The organism is Yersinia frederiksenii ATCC 33641, assembly GCF_000754805.1.
Classification (GTDB): Bacteria; Pseudomonadota; Gammaproteobacteria; order Enterobacterales; family Enterobacteriaceae; genus Yersinia; species Yersinia frederiksenii.
In genome coordinates, this window is the sequence record NZ_KN150731.1 from 247,670 (window position 1) to 265,877 (window position 18,208).

Consider the following 18,208-nt stretch of genomic DNA (forward strand, 5'->3'; position numbering starts at 1 on the left):
ATTGTGATTCTGTTGCTGCAAGGGCAGAATGATAATCACTGCTTTCCTGCGCGTTATAGAGTTTATATGACTGACAATAATGAATTTGATGTTGCAGATTTGCGCCGTGAATATATTCGTGGTGGTCTACGCCGTAGCGATTTAACCGAAAATCCATTGGAATTATTTGAGCGCTGGCTAAAACAGGCCTGTGATGCCCGGCTGCCCGACCCAACCGCCATGTGTGTGGCAACCGTTGATGCTAATGGTCAGCCTTATCAGCGCATTGTGCTACTCAAGCATTATGATGATCAAGGTATGGTGTTTTACACCAATTTAGGTAGCCGCAAAGCGCAGCAACTAGCTGAAAATCCACATATCAGCTTGTTATTCCCTTGGCATATGTTGGACCGACAAGTCATTTTCCTTGGCAAAGCTGAACGGCTTACCCCCCTCGAAGTGCTGAAATACTTCAGCTCCCGCCCGAAAGATAGCCAGATTGGTGCTTGGGTATCCCAGCAATCTTCACGGATTTCAGCCCGTGGAGTGCTGGAAAGTAAATTTCTCGAGCTAAAACAAAAATTCCAGCACGGTGAAGTCCCTCTGCCCAGTTTTTGGGGTGGGTTTCGCGTTAAGTTCGATTCTGTCGAGTTTTGGCAAGGCGGCGAACATCGTCTGCATGACCGCTTTATTTATCAGCGGGATGCAGATGCATGGAAAATTGACCGTTTAGCCCCTTGAGAATGATGAAATAATTGTGGTTAAACCTAGCGCTCGCGGGACGGGCGCTTTATTCTATACCTTCCTTGAGCACCTCTCGTAAAATACAATTTTTGTACCAGACAATGTTTGTCACAGAGAATTTTTGTAGCAGGCAATGTTTCGTAAAAGACAATGGAGTCGTTGATGACCAGCAGCAACCTGATTAAACAATTGCAAGAGCGGGGCCTCGTTGCCCAGGTTACGGATGAAGACGCGTTAGCAGAGAGACTGGCGCAAGGGCCAATTTCACTGTATTGCGGTTTCGATCCTACCGCAGACAGCTTGCATTTGGGCCATCTGGTTCCATTGTTATGCCTAAAGCGTTTCCAACTGGCAGGGCATCGCCCGGTGGCCTTGGTTGGCGGTGCTACCGGCATGATTGGCGATCCCAGCTTTAAAGCCAACGAACGTAAGCTCAATACCGAAGATACCGTGAATGAGTGGGTCGAAAAAATCCGCCGACAGGTTTCGCCATTCCTGGATTTTGATTGCGGTGAAAACAGTGCGATTGCCGCCAATAACTATGACTGGTTTGGTGGCATGAATGTGCTGACGTTCTTGCGTGATATTGGCAAGCACTTCTCTGTTAATCAGATGATTAATAAAGAAGCGGTGAAACAGCGCTTGAACCGCGATGACAGCGGTATTTCATTCACCGAGTTTTCATACAATCTGTTGCAAGCATACGATTTCGCCTGCTTGAACAAAGCTTACGGTGTTGCACTGCAAATCGGTGGCTCGGACCAGTGGGGTAACATTACCTCTGGTATCGACTTGACTCGCCGCCTTCACCAGCAGCAGGTTTATGGCCTGACCGTGCCGCTGATCACCAAAGCGGATGGCACCAAATTCGGTAAGACTGAAGGTGGTGCGGTATGGCTTGATCCGAAGAAAACCAGCCCTTACAAATTCTACCAGTTCTGGATAAATACTGCGGATGCTGACGTTTATCGCTTCCTGAAATTCTTTACTTTCATGAGCATGGAAGAGATTAATGCGCTGGAAGAAGAAGACAAAAACAGTGGTAAAGCACCACGGGCGCAGTATGTGCTGGCCGAAAATGTGACCGGCATGGTCCATGGCGCTGAAGGTCTGGCGGCGGCCAAGCGTATTACGGATAGCTTGTTCTCAGGCAACCTGCATGACATGACCGAGGCTGATTTTGCCCAGCTGGCACAAGATGGTATGCCGACCATTGAGCTGAGTCGCGATGCAGATTTGCAACAAGCACTGGTGAATGCCGAGCTGGTGCCATCCCGCGGTCAGGCGCGCACCATGATTAACTCTAATGCTGTTGCCATTAATGGTGAGAAGCAGTCAGACCCAGAATATACTTTCACTGATGCTGATCGCCTATTCGGCCGTTATACCTTATTGCGCCGTGGCAAAAAACATTATTGCCTGATTAGCTGGTTATAAGAATGAATTAAGATAAGGGGCAGAAATGTCCCTTATTTTTTTAAGCGCCCTTAACTTTAGGCCGTACCATGAAAAATATACTTTCGATTCAATCACACGTTGTTTTTGGCCATGCAGGGAATAGCGCTGCTGAGTTTCCTATGCGCCGGATGGGGGTTAATGTCTGGCCACTGAATACTGTCCAGTTTTCCAATCATACGCAATATGGTCACTGGACCGGATGTGTGATGCCCGCCAATCACCTGACTGAAATTGTACAAGGCATTGCCGATATTGATCGGCTGAAAGATTGTGATGCGGTACTGAGTGGTTATATTGGTTCCCCAGAACAAGGCGGTCATATTCTGGCAGCAGTGGCGCGAGTCAAACAGGCCAATCCAGCAGCCTGGTATTTCTGCGACCCTGTGATGGGGCACCCTGAGAAAGGCTGTATTGTTGCTCCCGGTGTAGCCGAGTTCTTCTGCAAAGAGGCATTACCCGCCAGTGACATTATTGCCCCCAATCTGCTTGAGCTAGAGCAACTTAGTGGTGTGCGGGTAGAAAATGTTGAGCAGGCGGTTAAGGTTGCCCGCGAACTTTGTGCTAAAGGGCCAAAAGTTGTCTTGGTTAAGCACCTGAGCCGTGCGGGGTATCATGCCGATTGCTTTGAAATGCTCCTGGTTACCCCTGATGAAGCATGGCACATTAGCCGCCCGCTGGTAGACTTTGGTGCACGTCAGCCGGTGGGTGTCGGTGATTTGACCAGTGGTTTATTGTTGGTCAATCTGCTTAAAGGCGAGCCACTGGATAAGGCACTTGAGCATGTGACGGCGGCAGTATATGAAGTGATGCTGAAAACTCAGGCGATGGGTGAGTATGAACTTCAGGTGGTTGCAGCACAGGATGCGATTGTTAATCCATCCTGCCAATTTACCGCCAATCCCCTTCGTATGTGAAGTTGCAGTGTTGCTCGCTGTGTTTACTCACTCCAGTGACTTAGTGAATTAAGCTGCCATTTATATCAAGCGCCCCCTTAAAGAGGGCGCTGCTATTAATCTCATATCTTATTTCTTTGCGTCTTCTGCGGCTAATGCTGCTTTTACTGCTGGGCGCTCAGCGACTCGCGCCATAAATTTGTCTAGATGGCTGCGTTGTGCAATTTCAAGCTTCAATGCATTGGCCCAGCGGGTAACGGTAAAGAGATAAGCGTCAGCGACACTGAATTTTTTGCCTAACAGATAATCATGCTGCGCTAATACGCTATCAACATAACTGAATTGCTTATCCAGCCGCTCACGGGCAATCACTTTATACTCTTCAGGTGTTTTGGCGTTAAACAGTGGGCTGAAACCTTTATGTAATTCAGTCGCCACGAAATTTAACCACTCAATGGCGTGGTAGCGGGAAAGGGTGCCTGATGGTGCAATCAGATGGCGATCGGGTACTTTATCTGCTAAATATTGCACGATAGCCACACCTTCAGTGAGCAGGCTACCATCATCTAGCAGCAGCGCGGGAACCTGTCCTTTGGGATTGATGCGTAAATAGTCTTCACCCGTTTCAGTCTTTTTGGTCGCCAGATCGACGCTTTCAATACTAAAATCCAATCCTGCTTCACGTAATACGATATGTGGAGATAAAGAACAGGCACCGGGTTTATAGAACAATTTCATCACAAACTCCTTAATAGAGCACTGAAAGAAAAAAGCTTCCTTAATCCTAAGACAGACGAGAGAAAAATGCAGCTAGCGATGTAATATAATTGTGCGGGAAATAAGCGAGGGGATAGAAATTAGTGTGGTGTAAGAAATAAAGTGCCCCGCAGCGGAGAGTATTTCCCCGCTGTAGGTCTTCCATGACAGTTATTTTCTGTCAGTGGAGTTTAATTACCGTGGTGGACGGGTGCTGATTGATGCAGACCAGCTAAAAGTGGTAGTGCTCGGTGCTGTTTTTTTGGTTTTTCTTTCGACGCGGGTTAATTTGGCGATTTGTTCTCTGGCGTTCATGATTTTTTCTATTGCTTCGTCTTTAACTTTATTTTGCTCTGAATTGGTTAATGCCCTTCCTAAATTGATCCTGGCTTTATCGAGTTGCGTTTTGACGTCACGTTGCTCACTTTCGGTCATTTCTTTTAATGTCAGCTTTTTCATTTTTTTTGCCTTGTTTGCATCAGTCCTACACAGTGTACAACCTTATGCTGTACGGGGATGTAAGAGATTGCGATCCAGGCGACATTAATTACGATAAAAGCCTGTTAACGGTTTCAAATAGGGAATAAAGCCCCCGCTTTACGAAGAATTTCGCAAAACGGGGTAGAACCAGCAAGACGAGGAGTGAAGAAATAGCGAGTGCAAAGCCATATTGGCTAGAGCAATCGAGAACCGTAGCCCCACAGCAAAACGGTTAGGCCAAGGAGTAACTCTAATACTAAAACGCCAATGGCAAAGGTGGAGCCGGAGAAGATAAATCCCTCTTGTCGGTCAATATTCAAGAAAGTTGGGATCCCCAGGTACATCAGATAACCTGCATAGCAAAGTGCCACAATCCCGACCAACAAACACAGCCAAATCATGGGGTAGAGGGCCACTACACCGGCTAAAAACATCGGTGTTGCGGCATAACCGGCGAACAGGGTACAACTTTGCCAACTGGGGCGGCTTGTATAGCGGCGCGCCATCCAGTAAATCACGCGGCCCATCAGGGCGACGGCGGCCAGGATCAAAACATAGAAAATAATGGCGGAATAGAGTGCGGTAAGGGGTGTCAGTTTTATGCTCTGGCCATCACCGAAACTCCAGCCTACTTGAGTGGTGCCGATAAACGCGCAAATCACCGGAATGGCTGCCATCAATAGGACGTGATGAGCATACAGGTGTTGGACACTTTCACCCTCATGCTTGATTTGCTGCAATTCCTGACTGGGATGGGTCAGAAGCCCCCATACATGGTTGATCATAAGTCACCTCCTTGCCCGCTACCGGCCGCGAATAACAGACAAATATCATCCTCATAGCGCGAGAGGATGGGGGTTAACGCCACACGACCTAACAACAGTATAGTTCGTTTTTTGCACACTAATAGTGTGATGCCGTTCACGTTGAAATCGAAGAGGGTGGCAGACATCAATAGTCTAAAAACATAAGATAGATGCATTATTAAGCGATTAACTATAGGAGCAGCTAATGGGTATTCAGGGAAATGATAGTCGGATCGACAACATAGAATTTGCTGTCAGTGATATTGCCCGGTCGAAAAGTTTTTATGGCACTGTTTTTAAATGGCAATTTACCGATTATGGGCCGGATTATTGTGAATTTACTGATGGTCGGTTGAAAGGGGGTTTTACAACCTTAAGTGCGGTTCAGCCTAATGGTGGGCCGTTAATTATTCTGTATGCCGATAATTTAGAACAGACACAAAAACGTCTGGAAGCTGCAGGAGCCGCAATTGTGGTCCCTATTTTTGCTTTTCCTGGTGGGCGGCGTTTCCAATTTACTGATCCGGATGGCTATCAGTTAGCGGTATGGTCAGATAACTGAGTGGCTAATAGTCAGACTGAAAAAAACCGCCGATAAATGGCGGTTTTTAACATCAGTGGGTTAAGCAGTATGGCCTTATTTTTTCTCAATCAATGGGCTGTATTCCACTGGCACCCAAGTGTACCCCACTTTATTCGCCCGGACATGGCCGAGTCCTGGGAACGGAAGATGAGCTCCAGCTACCCATAACTTATCTTTAGCAGCCTCAGCAAAGATGGCTTTACGAGTTGCAATAGCCTGTTTGCTATCAGAATCAAACTCTAAAGAGATATTCGGATGCGCGAATTGGATGGAATGGCTGTGCACGATATCCCCCCAAACCAACAAGTTGTCACCTTTTGAGGAGAAAAGGTATGAGGTGTGGCCCGGCGTATGGCCCGGAGTGGGCACCACGTTGACGCCCGGTAAGAGGGTTTCACCCGCCGTGTATATTTTTAACTTATCATTTGCCTGATAAGGAGCGACCGACTCCATTGACTTTTCAAACATCGGGCGGTGTTCTGGTGGTGCTTTACTGGCGATGTCTTTATTCAGCCAGAAGTCAGCATCCTCTTTTGACACATACACCGTGGCGTTAGGGAATACCGCTTTACCTTGATTATTGATGCCACAAGCATGATCGGGGTGCAGATGGGTCAGTAGCACGGTATCAATTTGTTCCGGCTGATAACCGGCGGCACGAATATTATCTACGACAACCCCCAGTGTTGGCCCGAAGCACTGCGCTGCGCCAGCATCCACTAACACCAAGTGGGTTCCAGTGTTAATCACAAAAGCATTTACCGCCGTCTGCACGCCGTTAGTGCTATCAATGAACATACTGGAGAGCAGCGTCTGGATATCTTTTTCGCTGATATCTTTCAGTAGATTAGTGCCCAGTTTTATATAGCCGTCATAGACAGCCGTGACTTCAAAATCACCTAATGCCATTCGGTAGTAGCCGGGAACCTGTGTTTGCTGCTGGGCGGGCACTGCGGCGGTACTGATCGTCGGGAGGCTGAGGGCCAGAGTACTGGCCCCAATAATTGACAGCGACAGTAATGTTTTGCGGAGTTTTGTTTTGCTAAGAAATGCGGTCTTCATAGATACCCTCAGAGGTGAGTAAAAGATCGTGTTATAGACCAAATGTATTTTCTAAATGGATAGTTGTCACTTAAAGGATTGAGTAGGGGTAGTGTTTAGGAAATATTAGACGGGGGGATGGAAATTTCCAGTTTGGCGTAGGAACGTCGCCGGCAAGAGTAAAAATAAAAAAGCACCCCCGGAGGGGCGCTCTCGTCAGTCAGATAATTACGCCGTTGCTACCGAGGTATTTTTTTTGCTGTCACTCGGTGCCAATGTCATGCGATACAGTTTTGGCGCAGTCAGCATCATCAATATGGCGATGATGGCGGTTACAATACCAATCTGCATAAACACGTGGCTGTAGATAGCCAGTGATGCATGGGCGTCGGTGATATCACTTGGTACGGCAGTCAATGCTGCCACTTTACCGGCGATCAGTGCGGCCGCTGCAGTGGTCAGGAACCATGACCCCATGATGAAGCCCATCAAGCGCTGCGGAACCAGCTGTGCAACCATCGCCAGACCCAGACCAGAAATCATCAGCTCACCGATACTTTGCAGTGCATAGCTCAGAATCAGCCAGTTAACGGAGACAATACCGTGCTCGTTCGCGAAACTTGCGCCCCATGGCAAGACCAGGAATGCCGCAGAACAAAGCACCATGCCGAAAGCAAACTTATGTGGCATGGGTAGGCGATCGCCCATTTTATTATAGATAGCGGCCAATATTGGGCTGGCAACCATAATCCAGAATGGATTCAATGCCTGATATTGTTCAGGTTCAAAAGCTATGCCAAAGATTGAATGCTCAACGTTGTGAATAGCAAAGAAGTTCAGTGAAGTTGGCATTTGGCTATACAGCACAAAGAACACCACCGCTTCCAGCATCAATAGGAATGCCACAATCATTCGGCGGCGGGCCGTTCCGTGCAGAGAAAATGTCTCTTTAGCAAAGATAAAGATAATGCCCAGAGAAACTAGCGCCAGTGCCCAGCGTGCCACAATTTGGTTATGCAACAACCAGCTGGAGAGGGTAACCAGTGCGACAACGCCAACCAGAACCATCAGTAATTTTTTAATCTGCAATGGGGCAAAGTCAGGTTTAGAACCTTGGTTTTTCACCCATTTACGGCAGAACCAGAAATTCACCAGCGTGATCAGCATCCCTACTACACTCAGAGAAAATGCAACGTTCCAACCATATTTAGCCGCTAACCAAGGTGTCGCTAGCATAGAGAAGAACGAACCGATGTTGACGGACATATAGTACATAGTGAATGCACCGTCCAAACGTGGGTCGTCTTTGTTATAGCAGGTTGAGAGCAGGGAGGATGGGTTGGCTTTAAATAAACCATTACCAACAGCAATAGTCGCCATGCCCAGATAAACCCAGAAAATATCATGGCCGGAGTAGGCGATCATGGCATAGCCCACTGCCAGTGTCAGTGCACCGAGCACGATGACACGTTTCGCGCCGAGAACCTTATCACCTAACCAACCACCGATGGCAACAAAGCCATATACCAGTGCGCTGAAGGAAGAGAATAACGTGATGGAGTCGGCTTCGCTCATCCCAAGCATTTTTACCAGATAAACGGCCATGATCCCTTGCAGGCCGTAATAACCAAAACGTTCCCAAAGCTCTATAGAAAAGATCAGATAAAACGCTTTCGGCTGTTTGAAAGCATTCATGCTGATGTTTTCGGGCTGATCGGTGTTTGGTGGTTGTTGATTGTTGTTTGCTGTTGACACGGAAAACCTCTGTTTTTCACTACCGGCCATAAATGACAGGAAATACAAAAGTGAATGCGCGAGATGGCATCCTTTTGCGTTGTTATAAGATATTTGGCGGCGGTTAATGTTCACTATCTTTGTCAGCGAGACAAGGCTTTTGTAATGTTCTGTTACATATATCTCCGTCAGTTCGATGTGACCATGTTACAAATGTTATGCAGTATTAACGTTTATGTTTTGGCTATTTGGCAAATTTTTGTTTTGATTAAAAGCTGAACTGATTTTATTTAGTGAAATATTCTGCTATTTGTCAATTTTATGGCTCATATGCTTTATATGTATGTGAATAACCAAGTCAATATTGTGCGTATTGAGTAAAGTCTGAAATTATCCAAATTCAGCTCGAATGTTAACCAGGCAAAGACCTGAGCTGAGAACTCAACTCAGATCGGGATCAGAGCGTTGTGTAAATTTTTTGTCGGAAAAATCCCCTAGGGCAAAACATGTGGCGCGAACGCAATGATATACTGCCGGTAATCGTAAAAATCTGAGTAGTGTATGGACATCAAACAGCTTATCTATCTCTGTAATTTAGAACGCGAAAGACATTTTGGTCGCGCGGCTGAAGCCAGTTTTGTCAGTCAGCCGACACTGTCGATGCGCTTGAAAAATCTGGAGCGGGAGCTGGGCGTTGCACTGATAAATCGTGGCAATAATTTTGAAGGATTTACGGCTGAAGGTGAGCGCGTTTTAGCCTGGGCGAGGGAGATTGTCTCGGTCTACCAAGGGTTAAAACTCGAAGTTGAGTCACTCAAAAATGGGTTGAATGGCACGTTACGCATTGGTGTTGTACCGCAATGCAGTATTTCATTGGCCCGACTGCTGAAAAGCGCCAGTGAGCACTATCCCCACTTGGACTATCGAGTTTCAGTATTAAGTGCTGATCAGTTGCTAGAAGCTTTAACCGGCCATTCAGTGGATGTTGGTATCGGTTTCTTTGAACTGAACACCTTGAAAAAATTGCATTTTCAAGTCCAGCCTTTAGTTGATAGTGGTGTTGATGTGGTGTTTCATCCCCAGCATTTCCCTGACTTGGTTGGTACTGAGCCGCTAACATTGGCGCAAACAGCCGCCTTACCGCTCTGTTTAACGGAGCCTAGCCGCTATTTTCGCCGCTATCTGGATAATAATTTCCGCGATGCAGGGCTGGCACTGCATGCCCGGCTGGAAAGCACCTCTATTTTCCAATTGCTGCAGGGTGTTTTTGTCGGGCTGGGCTGCGGGCTGTTCCCTCAAGGCAGCTTGTTGCCGGATATGTCGCCAGCACTACAGCGGCGGCCAGTGGATATACCCAAGATGAGTCGTCATGCTGCAGTGGTAGTCGCTGAACCAGAACGGATAACACCGCTGGCTCAGCATTTTTTTACTGTCGCCCAAGAGTGGCTAACTACTCATGAAGCTTGATTGTCGGTGGCATTGGTCAGTATTAAGCTGCGTGTCCTAAGGTGTGCCGCAGGCGGTTGGCCCATCCAGCCGTTGCGGTGTTAAATATAACACTGAGTAATTGCTCATTGCTGATGCCAAGGGTGAGCAATGGGCTAATGTGTTGCTGGCTAAAACGTTCCGGTGCACGAGTCAATTCGGCGCTAACATAAATAAGCTGGTGGGTGATTTGCTCATCTGTTTGGCTTGCCAGAGCACAATCAACCCCAATCTGTAGTGCTGCTAATAACGATGAACCCTCGGTCAATTGCTGCAAGTTGTGCTGATGATAGGCCTGACAGAAGAGGCTGCCGTTGATCCGGCTACTGACCAGTGATACCCACTCGTGCCAAACGGTGGGGGCTAAATCAGAGGTCACCAATTGAAGCTTATCGACCTGTGCGGTAATCGCATTATAAGCATGTGAACTGAGCGGATGGTATGCCAATAACTGGTTCAGCGTCAGCGCTGTATTGACCTGTGGTTCTGTAGGCGTTGCCACTAACTCAGGCAGCCAGCCTTGCCATCGGGACTCAATCTGAGGTAACTGATCTGCTGTGGCATCTTCCATGCGTGGGAAACCGGGCAACATGACGGTTGGATAGCCTGCTTGAGCCGATAAGCCGGCCACGACTCTCGCCTGATAACCGATAAAACCAATTATCTGTGTTAGAACAATAATATCAGCATGGGTTAAACCCACTTCTGCTAGTTGTTGCAGTGCGTGCCGGTCGATTAAGGTCGGCTGGCTGGCGAGTTGACGGGCATATTGGGTGATTTGAGTTAGCCGCATATTGCTTTCCCGCGATGCATCCGGGCTGGAAAGCGGGGTAAGACGCGCGGCATAGTGGCTGCACAGGCGTTGAACGCCAGTAACCTGTGCGACGGTCAATGCGCTACTGAGCCGATCATAGAGTGAAAATGTATTGTCATGAGCTGGCTCGACAATCACCGGGAAAAGCACCTGATACATGGCAACTGAAGCCCGTAAAATAGGGGCGTGATGCTGCAATGCATTATCTAATGTGACGGGAATGCCCTCGGCGAGACCCAACAGAAAAGCATCCTGCCCAGAGGTGTTTTCATCATGGCTTAGGTGATTGATATTAAAGCTATTGTCACTGCAATGCACATTAGTCATTGGCACCGCGAGGATCCCGCCGCTACGTTGAGTTTCATGATACCAATGGGCATTATCGTGGCGTCTAAATTGCACCATAGTGACCTCCGTTAGAGACAGCAACGTGTCAGTGTGAAAGGCAGCAGTGGGGTCATCACAACTGAATGACCGGCCGGATGTGAGTAGCGGATTAGTGCGGTATCTGACTGGGCGCAATGCAAAGTGCAAGGGTTCGACATCGGCAATATATCCTGTTGTTTTATGGAATGAACACAGTGGATATCATTGCTGATTGGGTTTGCGAGATAAAATAATGTTAAACCATAATCAATAACTAAAAGTAATAACATATTATTATATATAACAAAAATGTTGTTACGTTAGTCAGTAATTAACTAAAGGGATGAGGGGGATAGAAAAAATCCGCGCCGGATAGGTCGCGGATGAGAAAGCCGGGTGTCAAATTGCTTAGTCTGTAGCAGGCTGTTATTCCGGTTTTTTCAGGTTCAACTCATTCATTGCAGCAATACTGAAACCGCCATCAACGTGGAGGATTTCACCGGTGATACCTGCGGCTAAATCAGAGCACAGGAATGCGGCAGGATTACCGACATCTTCAATAGTGACCGTGCGACGAATGGGAGTTACAGCTTCGCAATGTGCCAGCATTTTACGGAAGCTATCAATCCCCGAAGCGGCTAGTGTGCGAATTGGCCCTGCAGAAATGCCATTGACGCGGATACCTTCTGGCCCCATTGCATTGGCCATATAGCGCACGTTAGCTTCCAGAGAGGCTTTTGCCAAGCCCATCACGTTATAGTTAGGAATAGCACGTTCAGCACCCAGATAGGTCAGGGTCAGCAGGGCCGCGTTCGGGTTGAGCATCGTCCGACAAGCTTTTGCCATGGCGACAAAACTGTATGAGCTGATGTCATGCGCAATGCCAAAACCTGCGCGGGTGACAGCATCAATATAGTCACCTTTTAACTGATCTGCTGGAGCAAAACCAATCGAATGCACGAAACCATCAAATTTCGGCCAAGCTTGGCTCAAGTCAGTAAACAGCTGCTCAATACTTTCATCCTGCGCGACGTCGCAAGGGAAAATCAATTTGGAACCGAGCGCTGCCGCAAACTCTTCAACGCGACCTTTTAATTTGTCATTCTGATAGGTGAAGGCCAGTTCAACCCCTTCGCGGTGCATGGCTTGTGCAATGCCATAAGCAATGGATAACTTGCTGGCGACACCGGTTATTAGAATGCGTTTGCCACTAAGAAAACCCATAGCAATAATCCTTTTAGGTACATTAACCGAGTGCAGTATTGCACCCGTACGGCATTGAGACCTCTCCACGCGCGATTCTTCGTGTGGCAGTATTAAAAATTACCGGAATCCCGACGCCAGGCATCGGCGGTTAATGCTTCACCAAAATGGCTGGCAATCAAGCGTTTGGTCAGGTCATGCAAAGGTGCCGCCAGCACTTCAGCGGTGCTACCCCGTTCGACCACTTCCCCTTCATGCATCACAATAACCTGGTCACTGATATGTTTCATCATGCCTAAATGCTGAGTCACATAAATATAAGATATGCCGTGCTTTTCCTGTAACTCCAGCATCAGATTAATAATTTGTGAGCGCATGGACATATCCAGTGATGCTAGTGCTTCATCGGCAACAATCACTTTTGGTTGCAGAATGAGTGCTCGTGCTAGCGCGATACGCTGCTTCTGGCCGGAAGCTAACATATGAGGATAGTAATTAGCGTGATCAGGTAACAGTCCTACCTGACGTAAAGTCTGATAAATGCGCTGCTCGCGGGCGGCGGAGTCTAAATCCGTGTTGAGCTTCAGTGGCGCATCCAACAGTTGGCCAATACGTTGGCGCGGATTCAGTGAAGTGCTGGGGTCTTGGAAAATCATACGGATACGTTGACTGCGATAGGCATAATCACCATAAACCAAACGATGATCGTCAATAAGTAACTCACCGTCAGTTGGTTCAATCATGCCCGACAGCATCTTCGCCAATGTGGATTTACCTGAGCCATTTTCACCAATAACCGCCAGTGTTTGCCCCTCACGTAAGGTAAAACTGACGGATTTAACCGCTTCGACATGCTGGCGGCGAAACAATCCGGTGCGATAGCGGAAGGTTTTGCTCAAGTTACGGACTTCGAGCAGCGTCTCGGCCATTATTGTTCCTCCAGATTCAAGGGGAAGTGGCAGGCAAAGGCGTGATTCTTGACCAATCGCAAGCGCGGCGTTTCAATGCAGGTTTTTTGTGCATAAGGGCAACGAGGCCCCAGACGACAGCCAATCGGCAAATGCTCCAGTGATGGAATCGCCCCCGGTAAAGTATTCAAGCGGCTTTTATGTGGCAAGGAGCGGCCAAAATCGGGCATTGCGCGGATCAAAGCTTGAGTATAAGGATGATGCGGGGCGGCCAGCAGATCTTCACAAACAGCACTTTCCACTGTTTGACCACAATACAGCACATTAACCCGGGTCGCCCATTTGCTCATCATCTGCAAATCATGGCTGATAAGCAAAATGGTGGTGTTGTTGTTTTGGTTCAGCCGTGCCAGCAGGCGGAAAATTTGCGCCTGTGTGGTGGGTTCCATGGCATTGGTTGGTTCATCGGCGATAAGCAGCCGTGGTTGATTTGCCAGGGCGATAGCAATCATCACCTTTTGGCATTCACCTTCGGTCAGTTCATAAGGGTAGCTGCGCATAATATCTTTGTGGTCTTTGATCCCCACTCGGTGCAATAACTCTATCGCGCGCCGTTGACGCCAATGAAATCGCTGCCACCAGCGGCCCTTATATGTCCAACCGGGGATGGCTTGCTGCAGTTGTCGGCCAATACTTTCGGAAGGGTCCAGACAAGATTGCGGCTCTTGGAAAATCATTGAAATATTATGGCCAATCACCTTACGCCGCTGGCGTGGGGTCAATTGCAGCAGGTCAATATCGTTAAAACGAAAACGGTCTGCAGTAATGCGCCAGTTATCTTTGCTGACTCCGCAAATGGCTTTGGCAATCAAACTCTTACCCGAGCCAGATTCCCCCACTAACCCACGAACTTCACCTTCGGTCAGTGTAATGCTAATGCGGTCAACCGCCTTTACCATACCCTCCGAGGTCATAAATTCAATGGTGAGGTTACGAATATCAAGTAGCGGCATTATTCTACCCCCGCATTAATTGCCCGGCGCATCCCATCACCCAACAGGTTGACCAACAGCACACTCACCAAAATGGCACCGCCGGGTAGCATAACCGTCCAAGGGGCGACATAGACTAAATCCAACGAATCACCCAGCATGGCGCCCCATTCCGGCGAGGGCAACTGTGCGCCCAAATCGAGAAAGCCCAGGGCGGCGATATCCAAAATAGCCATCGAAAGTGCGCGGGTAAACTCTGTTACTAGCACCGAGGCAATATTGGGCAAAATGGCATAGGCCAGAATATGTGGGGTGGAAGCGCCGTCCAGACGGGCCGCAATCACATACTCTTTATCCAATTCATCATGAACGGCGCTATAAATAGTCCGAACCATACGGGGCAACAATGCCAGCCATACTGCGAACATGGCATGTTCCAAACTCGGGCCGACAAAGGCCACAACAATGATAGCCAGCAGCAATGAAGGAATAGAGAGCAAGGTATCTAGAATATGATTCAGAATCGCGGAGCGAAAACCATGAGTAATACCGGCAAAGACGCCAAGCACCACACCACACAGTGCCGCGGCAACAGTAACGAGTAGCGCGGAGCCATAAGTCGAGGCAGTACCCGCCAATAAGCGGCTTAAAATATCGCGGCCCAAATCGTCAGTGCCGAGGAAGAAAGAGACATTGCCATAACGAGACCAGGAGGGCGGCAGTAACTGATACCCCAGAAACTGTTGGTCGAGGGCATAGGGGGCCAGTGTGCTGCCCAGTACACACAGTAATAACAGGCCAATAACCCCGTAAAAACCCACCATCGCTAGGCCATCAGAATAGAACAGCCGCCAGGTATACAGCAGCGGGCTGGGCATCTTCTTCTCGCGGTAGACATTATCGAAGGGCATACCATTCCTTATGCTTTAGCGGCGTCATCATCGCGCCCAAAATATCTGACAGTACGTTAATGACGATGACCAACGAACCCACCACCATCACACCGGCAGAAATAGCGGCGTAATCTTGCTGACGAATGGCGTTAATCAGCCAACGGCCCAATCCCGGCCAGTTGAAGACCACTTCAGTTATCATCGCCAGCGTCAGCATCGTTGAGAACTGTAACCCCAATTTAGGGATAATCGGCGGCAGCGCATTATGCAGCACATGGCGGCGAATAATGGTAAATCGTGATAAGCCACGGGTGGCCGCCGCTTTGATGTAATTTTGCCCGATAACATCATCGGTACTGGTGCGCATCAGGCGGATAACTTCGGTGGTGGGAGCTACAGCCAGTGCGGTGATGGGTAAGATCATATGCTGAATCGCGCTGAGCATCATCTCTTTACGATAAGGTGAGGGTGAGAGCCAGGCATCGACCAACGCCAGCCCGGTGACCGGTTTTACCTGATAGAGCAGATCAAAACGGCCCGATACCGGTAGCCACCCTAAATGCAGTGAAAAGAACAACATTAACAGCAGTGCCAGCCAGAAAACCGGGATTGAGAAGCCGATAAGTGCAATAGAACTGATGGCGATATCAGCAAACTTACCGCGCATCACACCGGCAATAATGCCCAACGGAATTCCGACAAACAGCGCTAGCGTAAAGGCTAAAACACACAGCTCCATGGTGGCCGGGAAAGCTTCGCGTAGCTGTTCACTGATGGGTTGGCCATTAATGCTGGAAACCCCAAAATCCCACTGCAACAGGCTACTGAAATAGAAACGATAGGCATCCAGCAGCGCTGCGCCATTTAAGGGCGCATGAGGGGTGAAGTAGCTCAAACTAAAGCTGACCAGCGACAACATAAACAGGGTTATCACTAGCAGCAATAAGCGCCGTAAGGTGAAGATGATCATGGCTTTTTGCCCTCATCGCTCTCGCGGAACACGCCAGCAAAAGAAGAATTGCCAAACGGGCTTAGTACCAAACCTTTAATATCATACCGATATGCTTGTAACCGTAAGGATGATGCCAATGGTAACAGCGGCAATTGTTGCTCCAGAATACGCTGGGCTTGCTGATAATATTCAATACGTGCCGATAATTGCTGGGAACGTAATGCTTTTTGCAGCAGTTCATCAAATTCCGGGTCACACCAGTGAGCATAGTTTGTTTGCGAACGGATTGCTGCACAGCTTAATAATGGGCGGAAGAAACTGTCTGGGTCATTGCTATCTGTTGACCAGCCCGACAGAGTCAGGTCGTGATTCATCTCCATCAGGCGTGCTTCCTGGAAACGCCCTTCGACTGGGACGATATTCACGGTAATTCCCACTTGCGCTAAATCGGCCTGGATCAGCTCCGCTGTTTTTAATGGGCTAGGGTTGTAGGATTGCGACGCCGTAGGCACCCATAAATTGAGCTCCAGCTTAGTGATACCCAGCTCTTTAAGTATTTCTTTGGCCTTTTCAGGATTATATTCAGTGACTTGAGCTTGGTTATCGTAAGCCCATGATGCACGGGGCAGGATGGATGCTGCTGTCTCGGCGGTGCCGTAATAGATGGACTGCATCAATCGTTGGTTATTAATAGATAGAGCAATAGCCTGCCGCACGCGCTGGTTATTGAGCGGCGGCTTATTGGTGTTGAAAGCCAGATAGGCCACATTCATCCCTGGGCGCAGTGTCAGCCGTAGGCGTGGGTCATCGCGTAAAATAGATAACTGGCTGGCAGCGGGATAAGCCAACACATCACATTCACCGGTCAGTAATTTGGAGAGACGACCCGTTCCCCCCGCGCCTAAGTCAATCACCACCTGAGGCATGCGTGGCAAACCTTTCCAATAGTCACTGTTACGGAATAAACGGATATATTGCCCAGAGCGATATTCATTTAATAAGAACGGGCCAGTACCCACAGGTTCGCGGTCGATCTGCTCTTGCCGCCCCTTTTGACTTAAGACATCGGCATATTCGGCTGACAGCACTGGCGCATAATGGGTCGCCAAATGCCAAAGGAAGGAGGCATCGGGTGCTTTCAGTTTAAATTCAACCGTATAGTCATCCAGTTTTTTGACGCTTTGTACTGCATCGGCAAATTGCAAACTGTCAAAATAGGGATATTCGCCCCCATTGACATCATGGTAAGGGTGCTGTGAATCAAATACTCGTTGAAAACTGAACACCACATCATCGGCATTCATCTTACGGGTGGGCGAGAACCAGTCAGTGGTCTGGAAAGGGACATCTTTACGTAGATGAAAACGGTAAGTCGCGCCGTTGTCCAACACTTGCCAGCTTTCTGCTAATTCCGGGATGAGTCGATAGGTATAGGGGTCAACATCCAATAGCCGGTCATAGAGCTGGGCGGCCAGCGTATCAATAGTTAATCCGCTGCTGGCCATCTGTGGGTTAAAGGTATTGAGTATCCCACTAACACAATAAACAAAACCACGCTGACGGATATCCGGCAGTGGTTGAGTGGGGTCGGCAGCCGCGGTAGGCTGCGCCAGCGCAGGAGTCGCCAGCGCAGGAGTCGCCAGCGCAGGAGTCGCCAGGCAAGCCAGCGACAGCATCCAAATAAGTAAAGCACGCATAAACGCTTTCGCAGTAAGTAAGCAATGCTCTTAGTGTACCGTAATCTGGCACGCCTCCCAATCCATTGAGCAAAACAACTATTTATTGAGCAAAACAAATACGCCATCTGCTGCTTATTGCAGCAATTAAGGGAAATAAACCGCACATTATTATTTCCTTAACAAGAAATCACAGATGCAAGCGAAGCAGATAGGGCGATTGAGGGTATTGTTTGCACATAATTCCATCAGAATCAGTATGGGAATGAGAAGAATTCTCAACAAAGTGTTTGCAAGTGCTATTGATAACTATTATCATCAATTTGCTCTTCGGGATAAAGCCAGTGATTTTAGGCTTTTGACAGAAAAGCACGACATTGCTCACATTGCTTCCAGTGTTTTTTAAGCCAGCTCGGGTGCTGGCTTTTTTTTTGCCTGTGATAAA

At 48.3% G+C, this 18,208-nt stretch carries 18 protein-coding genes; 6 read left to right on the plus strand and 12 right to left on the minus strand.

Features of this window, described 5'->3' with window-relative positions:
• Window positions 1-66 precede the first annotated feature (66 nt).
• The 3 genes from pdxH to pdxY all read left to right on the plus strand — a co-directional run bounded on the left by pdxH (window position 67) and on the right by pdxY (window position 3,095).
• Entirely contained in the window at window positions 67-720 is a 654-nt protein-coding gene (pdxH, locus tag DJ58_RS20170) for a pyridoxamine 5'-phosphate oxidase (protein ID WP_032913287.1), read from the plus strand.
• A 165-nt stretch (window positions 721-885) separates the two neighbouring features.
• Window positions 886-2,160: a tyrosine--tRNA ligase gene (gene tyrS / locus DJ58_RS20165; RefSeq protein WP_032910188.1), complete on the plus strand. Its 1,275-nt coding sequence runs from the start codon at window positions 886-888 to the stop codon at window positions 2,158-2,160.
• A 68-nt stretch (window positions 2,161-2,228) separates the two neighbouring features.
• Window positions 2,229-3,095: a pyridoxal kinase PdxY gene (gene pdxY / locus DJ58_RS20160; RefSeq protein WP_004706623.1), complete on the plus strand. Its 867-nt coding sequence runs from the start codon at window positions 2,229-2,231 to the stop codon at window positions 3,093-3,095.
• A 108-nt stretch (window positions 3,096-3,203) separates the two neighbouring features.
• On the opposite strand, the gene gstA is transcribed toward pdxY, so the two are convergent.
• The 3 genes from gstA to DJ58_RS20145 all read right to left on the minus strand — a co-directional run bounded on the left by gstA (window position 3,204) and on the right by DJ58_RS20145 (window position 5,095).
• On the minus strand, window positions 3,204-3,812 hold the full coding sequence (gstA, locus tag DJ58_RS20155) for a glutathione transferase GstA (RefSeq protein ID WP_004706624.1): 609 nt from the start codon (window positions 3,810-3,812) through the stop codon (window positions 3,204-3,206).
• A 213-nt stretch (window positions 3,813-4,025) separates the two neighbouring features.
• Window positions 4,026-4,289: a YjbD family protein gene (locus tag DJ58_RS20150; RefSeq protein WP_004706625.1), complete on the minus strand. Its 264-nt coding sequence runs from the start codon at window positions 4,287-4,289 to the stop codon at window positions 4,026-4,028.
• 215 nt (window positions 4,290-4,504) lie between these two features.
• Window positions 4,505-5,095 carry a Yip1 family protein gene (locus DJ58_RS20145; protein WP_004706626.1) on the minus strand — a complete coding sequence of 197 codons (591 nt, stop codon included), beginning with the start codon at window positions 5,093-5,095 and terminating at the stop codon, window positions 4,505-4,507.
• 226 nt (window positions 5,096-5,321) lie between these two features.
• Here DJ58_RS20145 and DJ58_RS20140 point away from each other — a divergent pair, with 226 nt between their 5' ends.
• A complete protein-coding gene (locus DJ58_RS20140) occupies window positions 5,322-5,678 on the plus strand; it encodes a VOC family protein (protein ID WP_004706627.1) in 357 nt (118 codons plus the stop codon).
• Between the two features lie 75 nt (window positions 5,679-5,753).
• Here DJ58_RS20140 and DJ58_RS20135 read toward each other — a convergent pair whose 3' ends face one another.
• Together DJ58_RS20135 and dtpA are read right to left on the minus strand one after the other, a co-directional pair.
• The gene (locus DJ58_RS20135) at window positions 5,754-6,761 is read right to left on the minus strand and encodes an MBL fold metallo-hydrolase (protein WP_004706628.1); all 1,008 of its coding nucleotides are present in this window, start codon (window positions 6,759-6,761) and stop codon (window positions 5,754-5,756) included.
• A 207-nt stretch (window positions 6,762-6,968) separates the two neighbouring features.
• On the minus strand, window positions 6,969-8,495 hold the full coding sequence (gene dtpA, locus DJ58_RS20130; protein ID WP_004706629.1) for a dipeptide/tripeptide permease DtpA: 1,527 nt from the start codon (window positions 8,493-8,495) through the stop codon (window positions 6,969-6,971).
• A gap of 540 nt (window positions 8,496-9,035) precedes the next feature.
• On the opposite strand from dtpA, the gene DJ58_RS20125 reads away from it, so the two are divergent.
• Window positions 9,036-9,941: a LysR family transcriptional regulator gene (locus DJ58_RS20125; RefSeq protein WP_004706630.1), complete on the plus strand. Its 906-nt coding sequence runs from the start codon at window positions 9,036-9,038 to the stop codon at window positions 9,939-9,941.
• A gap of 22 nt (window positions 9,942-9,963) precedes the next feature.
• Here DJ58_RS20125 and DJ58_RS20120 read toward each other — a convergent pair whose 3' ends face one another.
• The 7 genes from DJ58_RS20120 to sapA form a co-directional block, all read right to left on the minus strand.
• Window positions 9,964-11,178 carry a CMD domain-containing protein gene (locus DJ58_RS20120; protein WP_004706631.1) on the minus strand — a complete coding sequence of 405 codons (1,215 nt, stop codon included), beginning with the start codon at window positions 11,176-11,178 and terminating at the stop codon, window positions 9,964-9,966.
• A 387-nt stretch (window positions 11,179-11,565) separates the two neighbouring features.
• Window positions 11,566-12,363 (minus strand): enoyl-ACP reductase FabI, encoded by a 798-nt coding sequence (gene fabI / locus DJ58_RS20115; protein ID WP_004706633.1) that lies wholly within the window; start codon window positions 12,361-12,363, stop codon window positions 11,566-11,568.
• Window positions 12,364-12,455: 92 nt separating this feature from the next.
• Window positions 12,456-13,271, minus strand: coding sequence for a putrescine export ABC transporter ATP-binding protein SapF (gene sapF / locus DJ58_RS20110; protein WP_032910189.1), 816 nt, complete (start codon window positions 13,269-13,271; stop codon window positions 12,456-12,458).
• Window positions 13,271-14,263, minus strand: a complete 993-nt coding sequence (gene sapD, locus DJ58_RS20105; protein WP_004706634.1) for a putrescine export ABC transporter ATP-binding protein SapD — start codon at window positions 14,261-14,263, stop codon at window positions 13,271-13,273. Before sapD ends, sapF begins: the two co-directional genes overlap by 1 nt.
• Entirely contained in the window at window positions 14,263-15,153 is an 891-nt protein-coding gene (gene sapC, locus DJ58_RS20100) for a putrescine export ABC transporter permease SapC (protein WP_032910190.1), read from the minus strand. The genes sapD and sapC overlap by 1 nt, the downstream gene beginning before the upstream one ends.
• Complete coding sequence (gene sapB / locus DJ58_RS20095) at window positions 15,140-16,105, minus strand: putrescine export ABC transporter permease SapB (protein ID WP_032910191.1); 966 nt, start codon at window positions 16,103-16,105, stop codon at window positions 15,140-15,142. The genes sapC and sapB overlap by 14 nt, the downstream gene beginning before the upstream one ends.
• Window positions 16,102-17,784: an ABC transporter substrate-binding protein SapA gene (sapA, locus tag DJ58_RS20090; RefSeq protein ID WP_004706636.1), complete on the minus strand. Its 1,683-nt coding sequence runs from the start codon at window positions 17,782-17,784 to the stop codon at window positions 16,102-16,104. Before sapA ends, sapB begins: the two co-directional genes overlap by 4 nt.
• Before the next feature lie 175 nt (window positions 17,785-17,959).
• On the opposite strand from sapA, the gene DJ58_RS23280 reads away from it, so the two are divergent.
• On the plus strand, window positions 17,960-18,169 hold the full coding sequence (locus DJ58_RS23280) for a hypothetical protein (protein ID WP_032910192.1): 210 nt from the start codon (window positions 17,960-17,962) through the stop codon (window positions 18,167-18,169).
• Window positions 18,170-18,208: the final 39 nt, after the last annotated feature.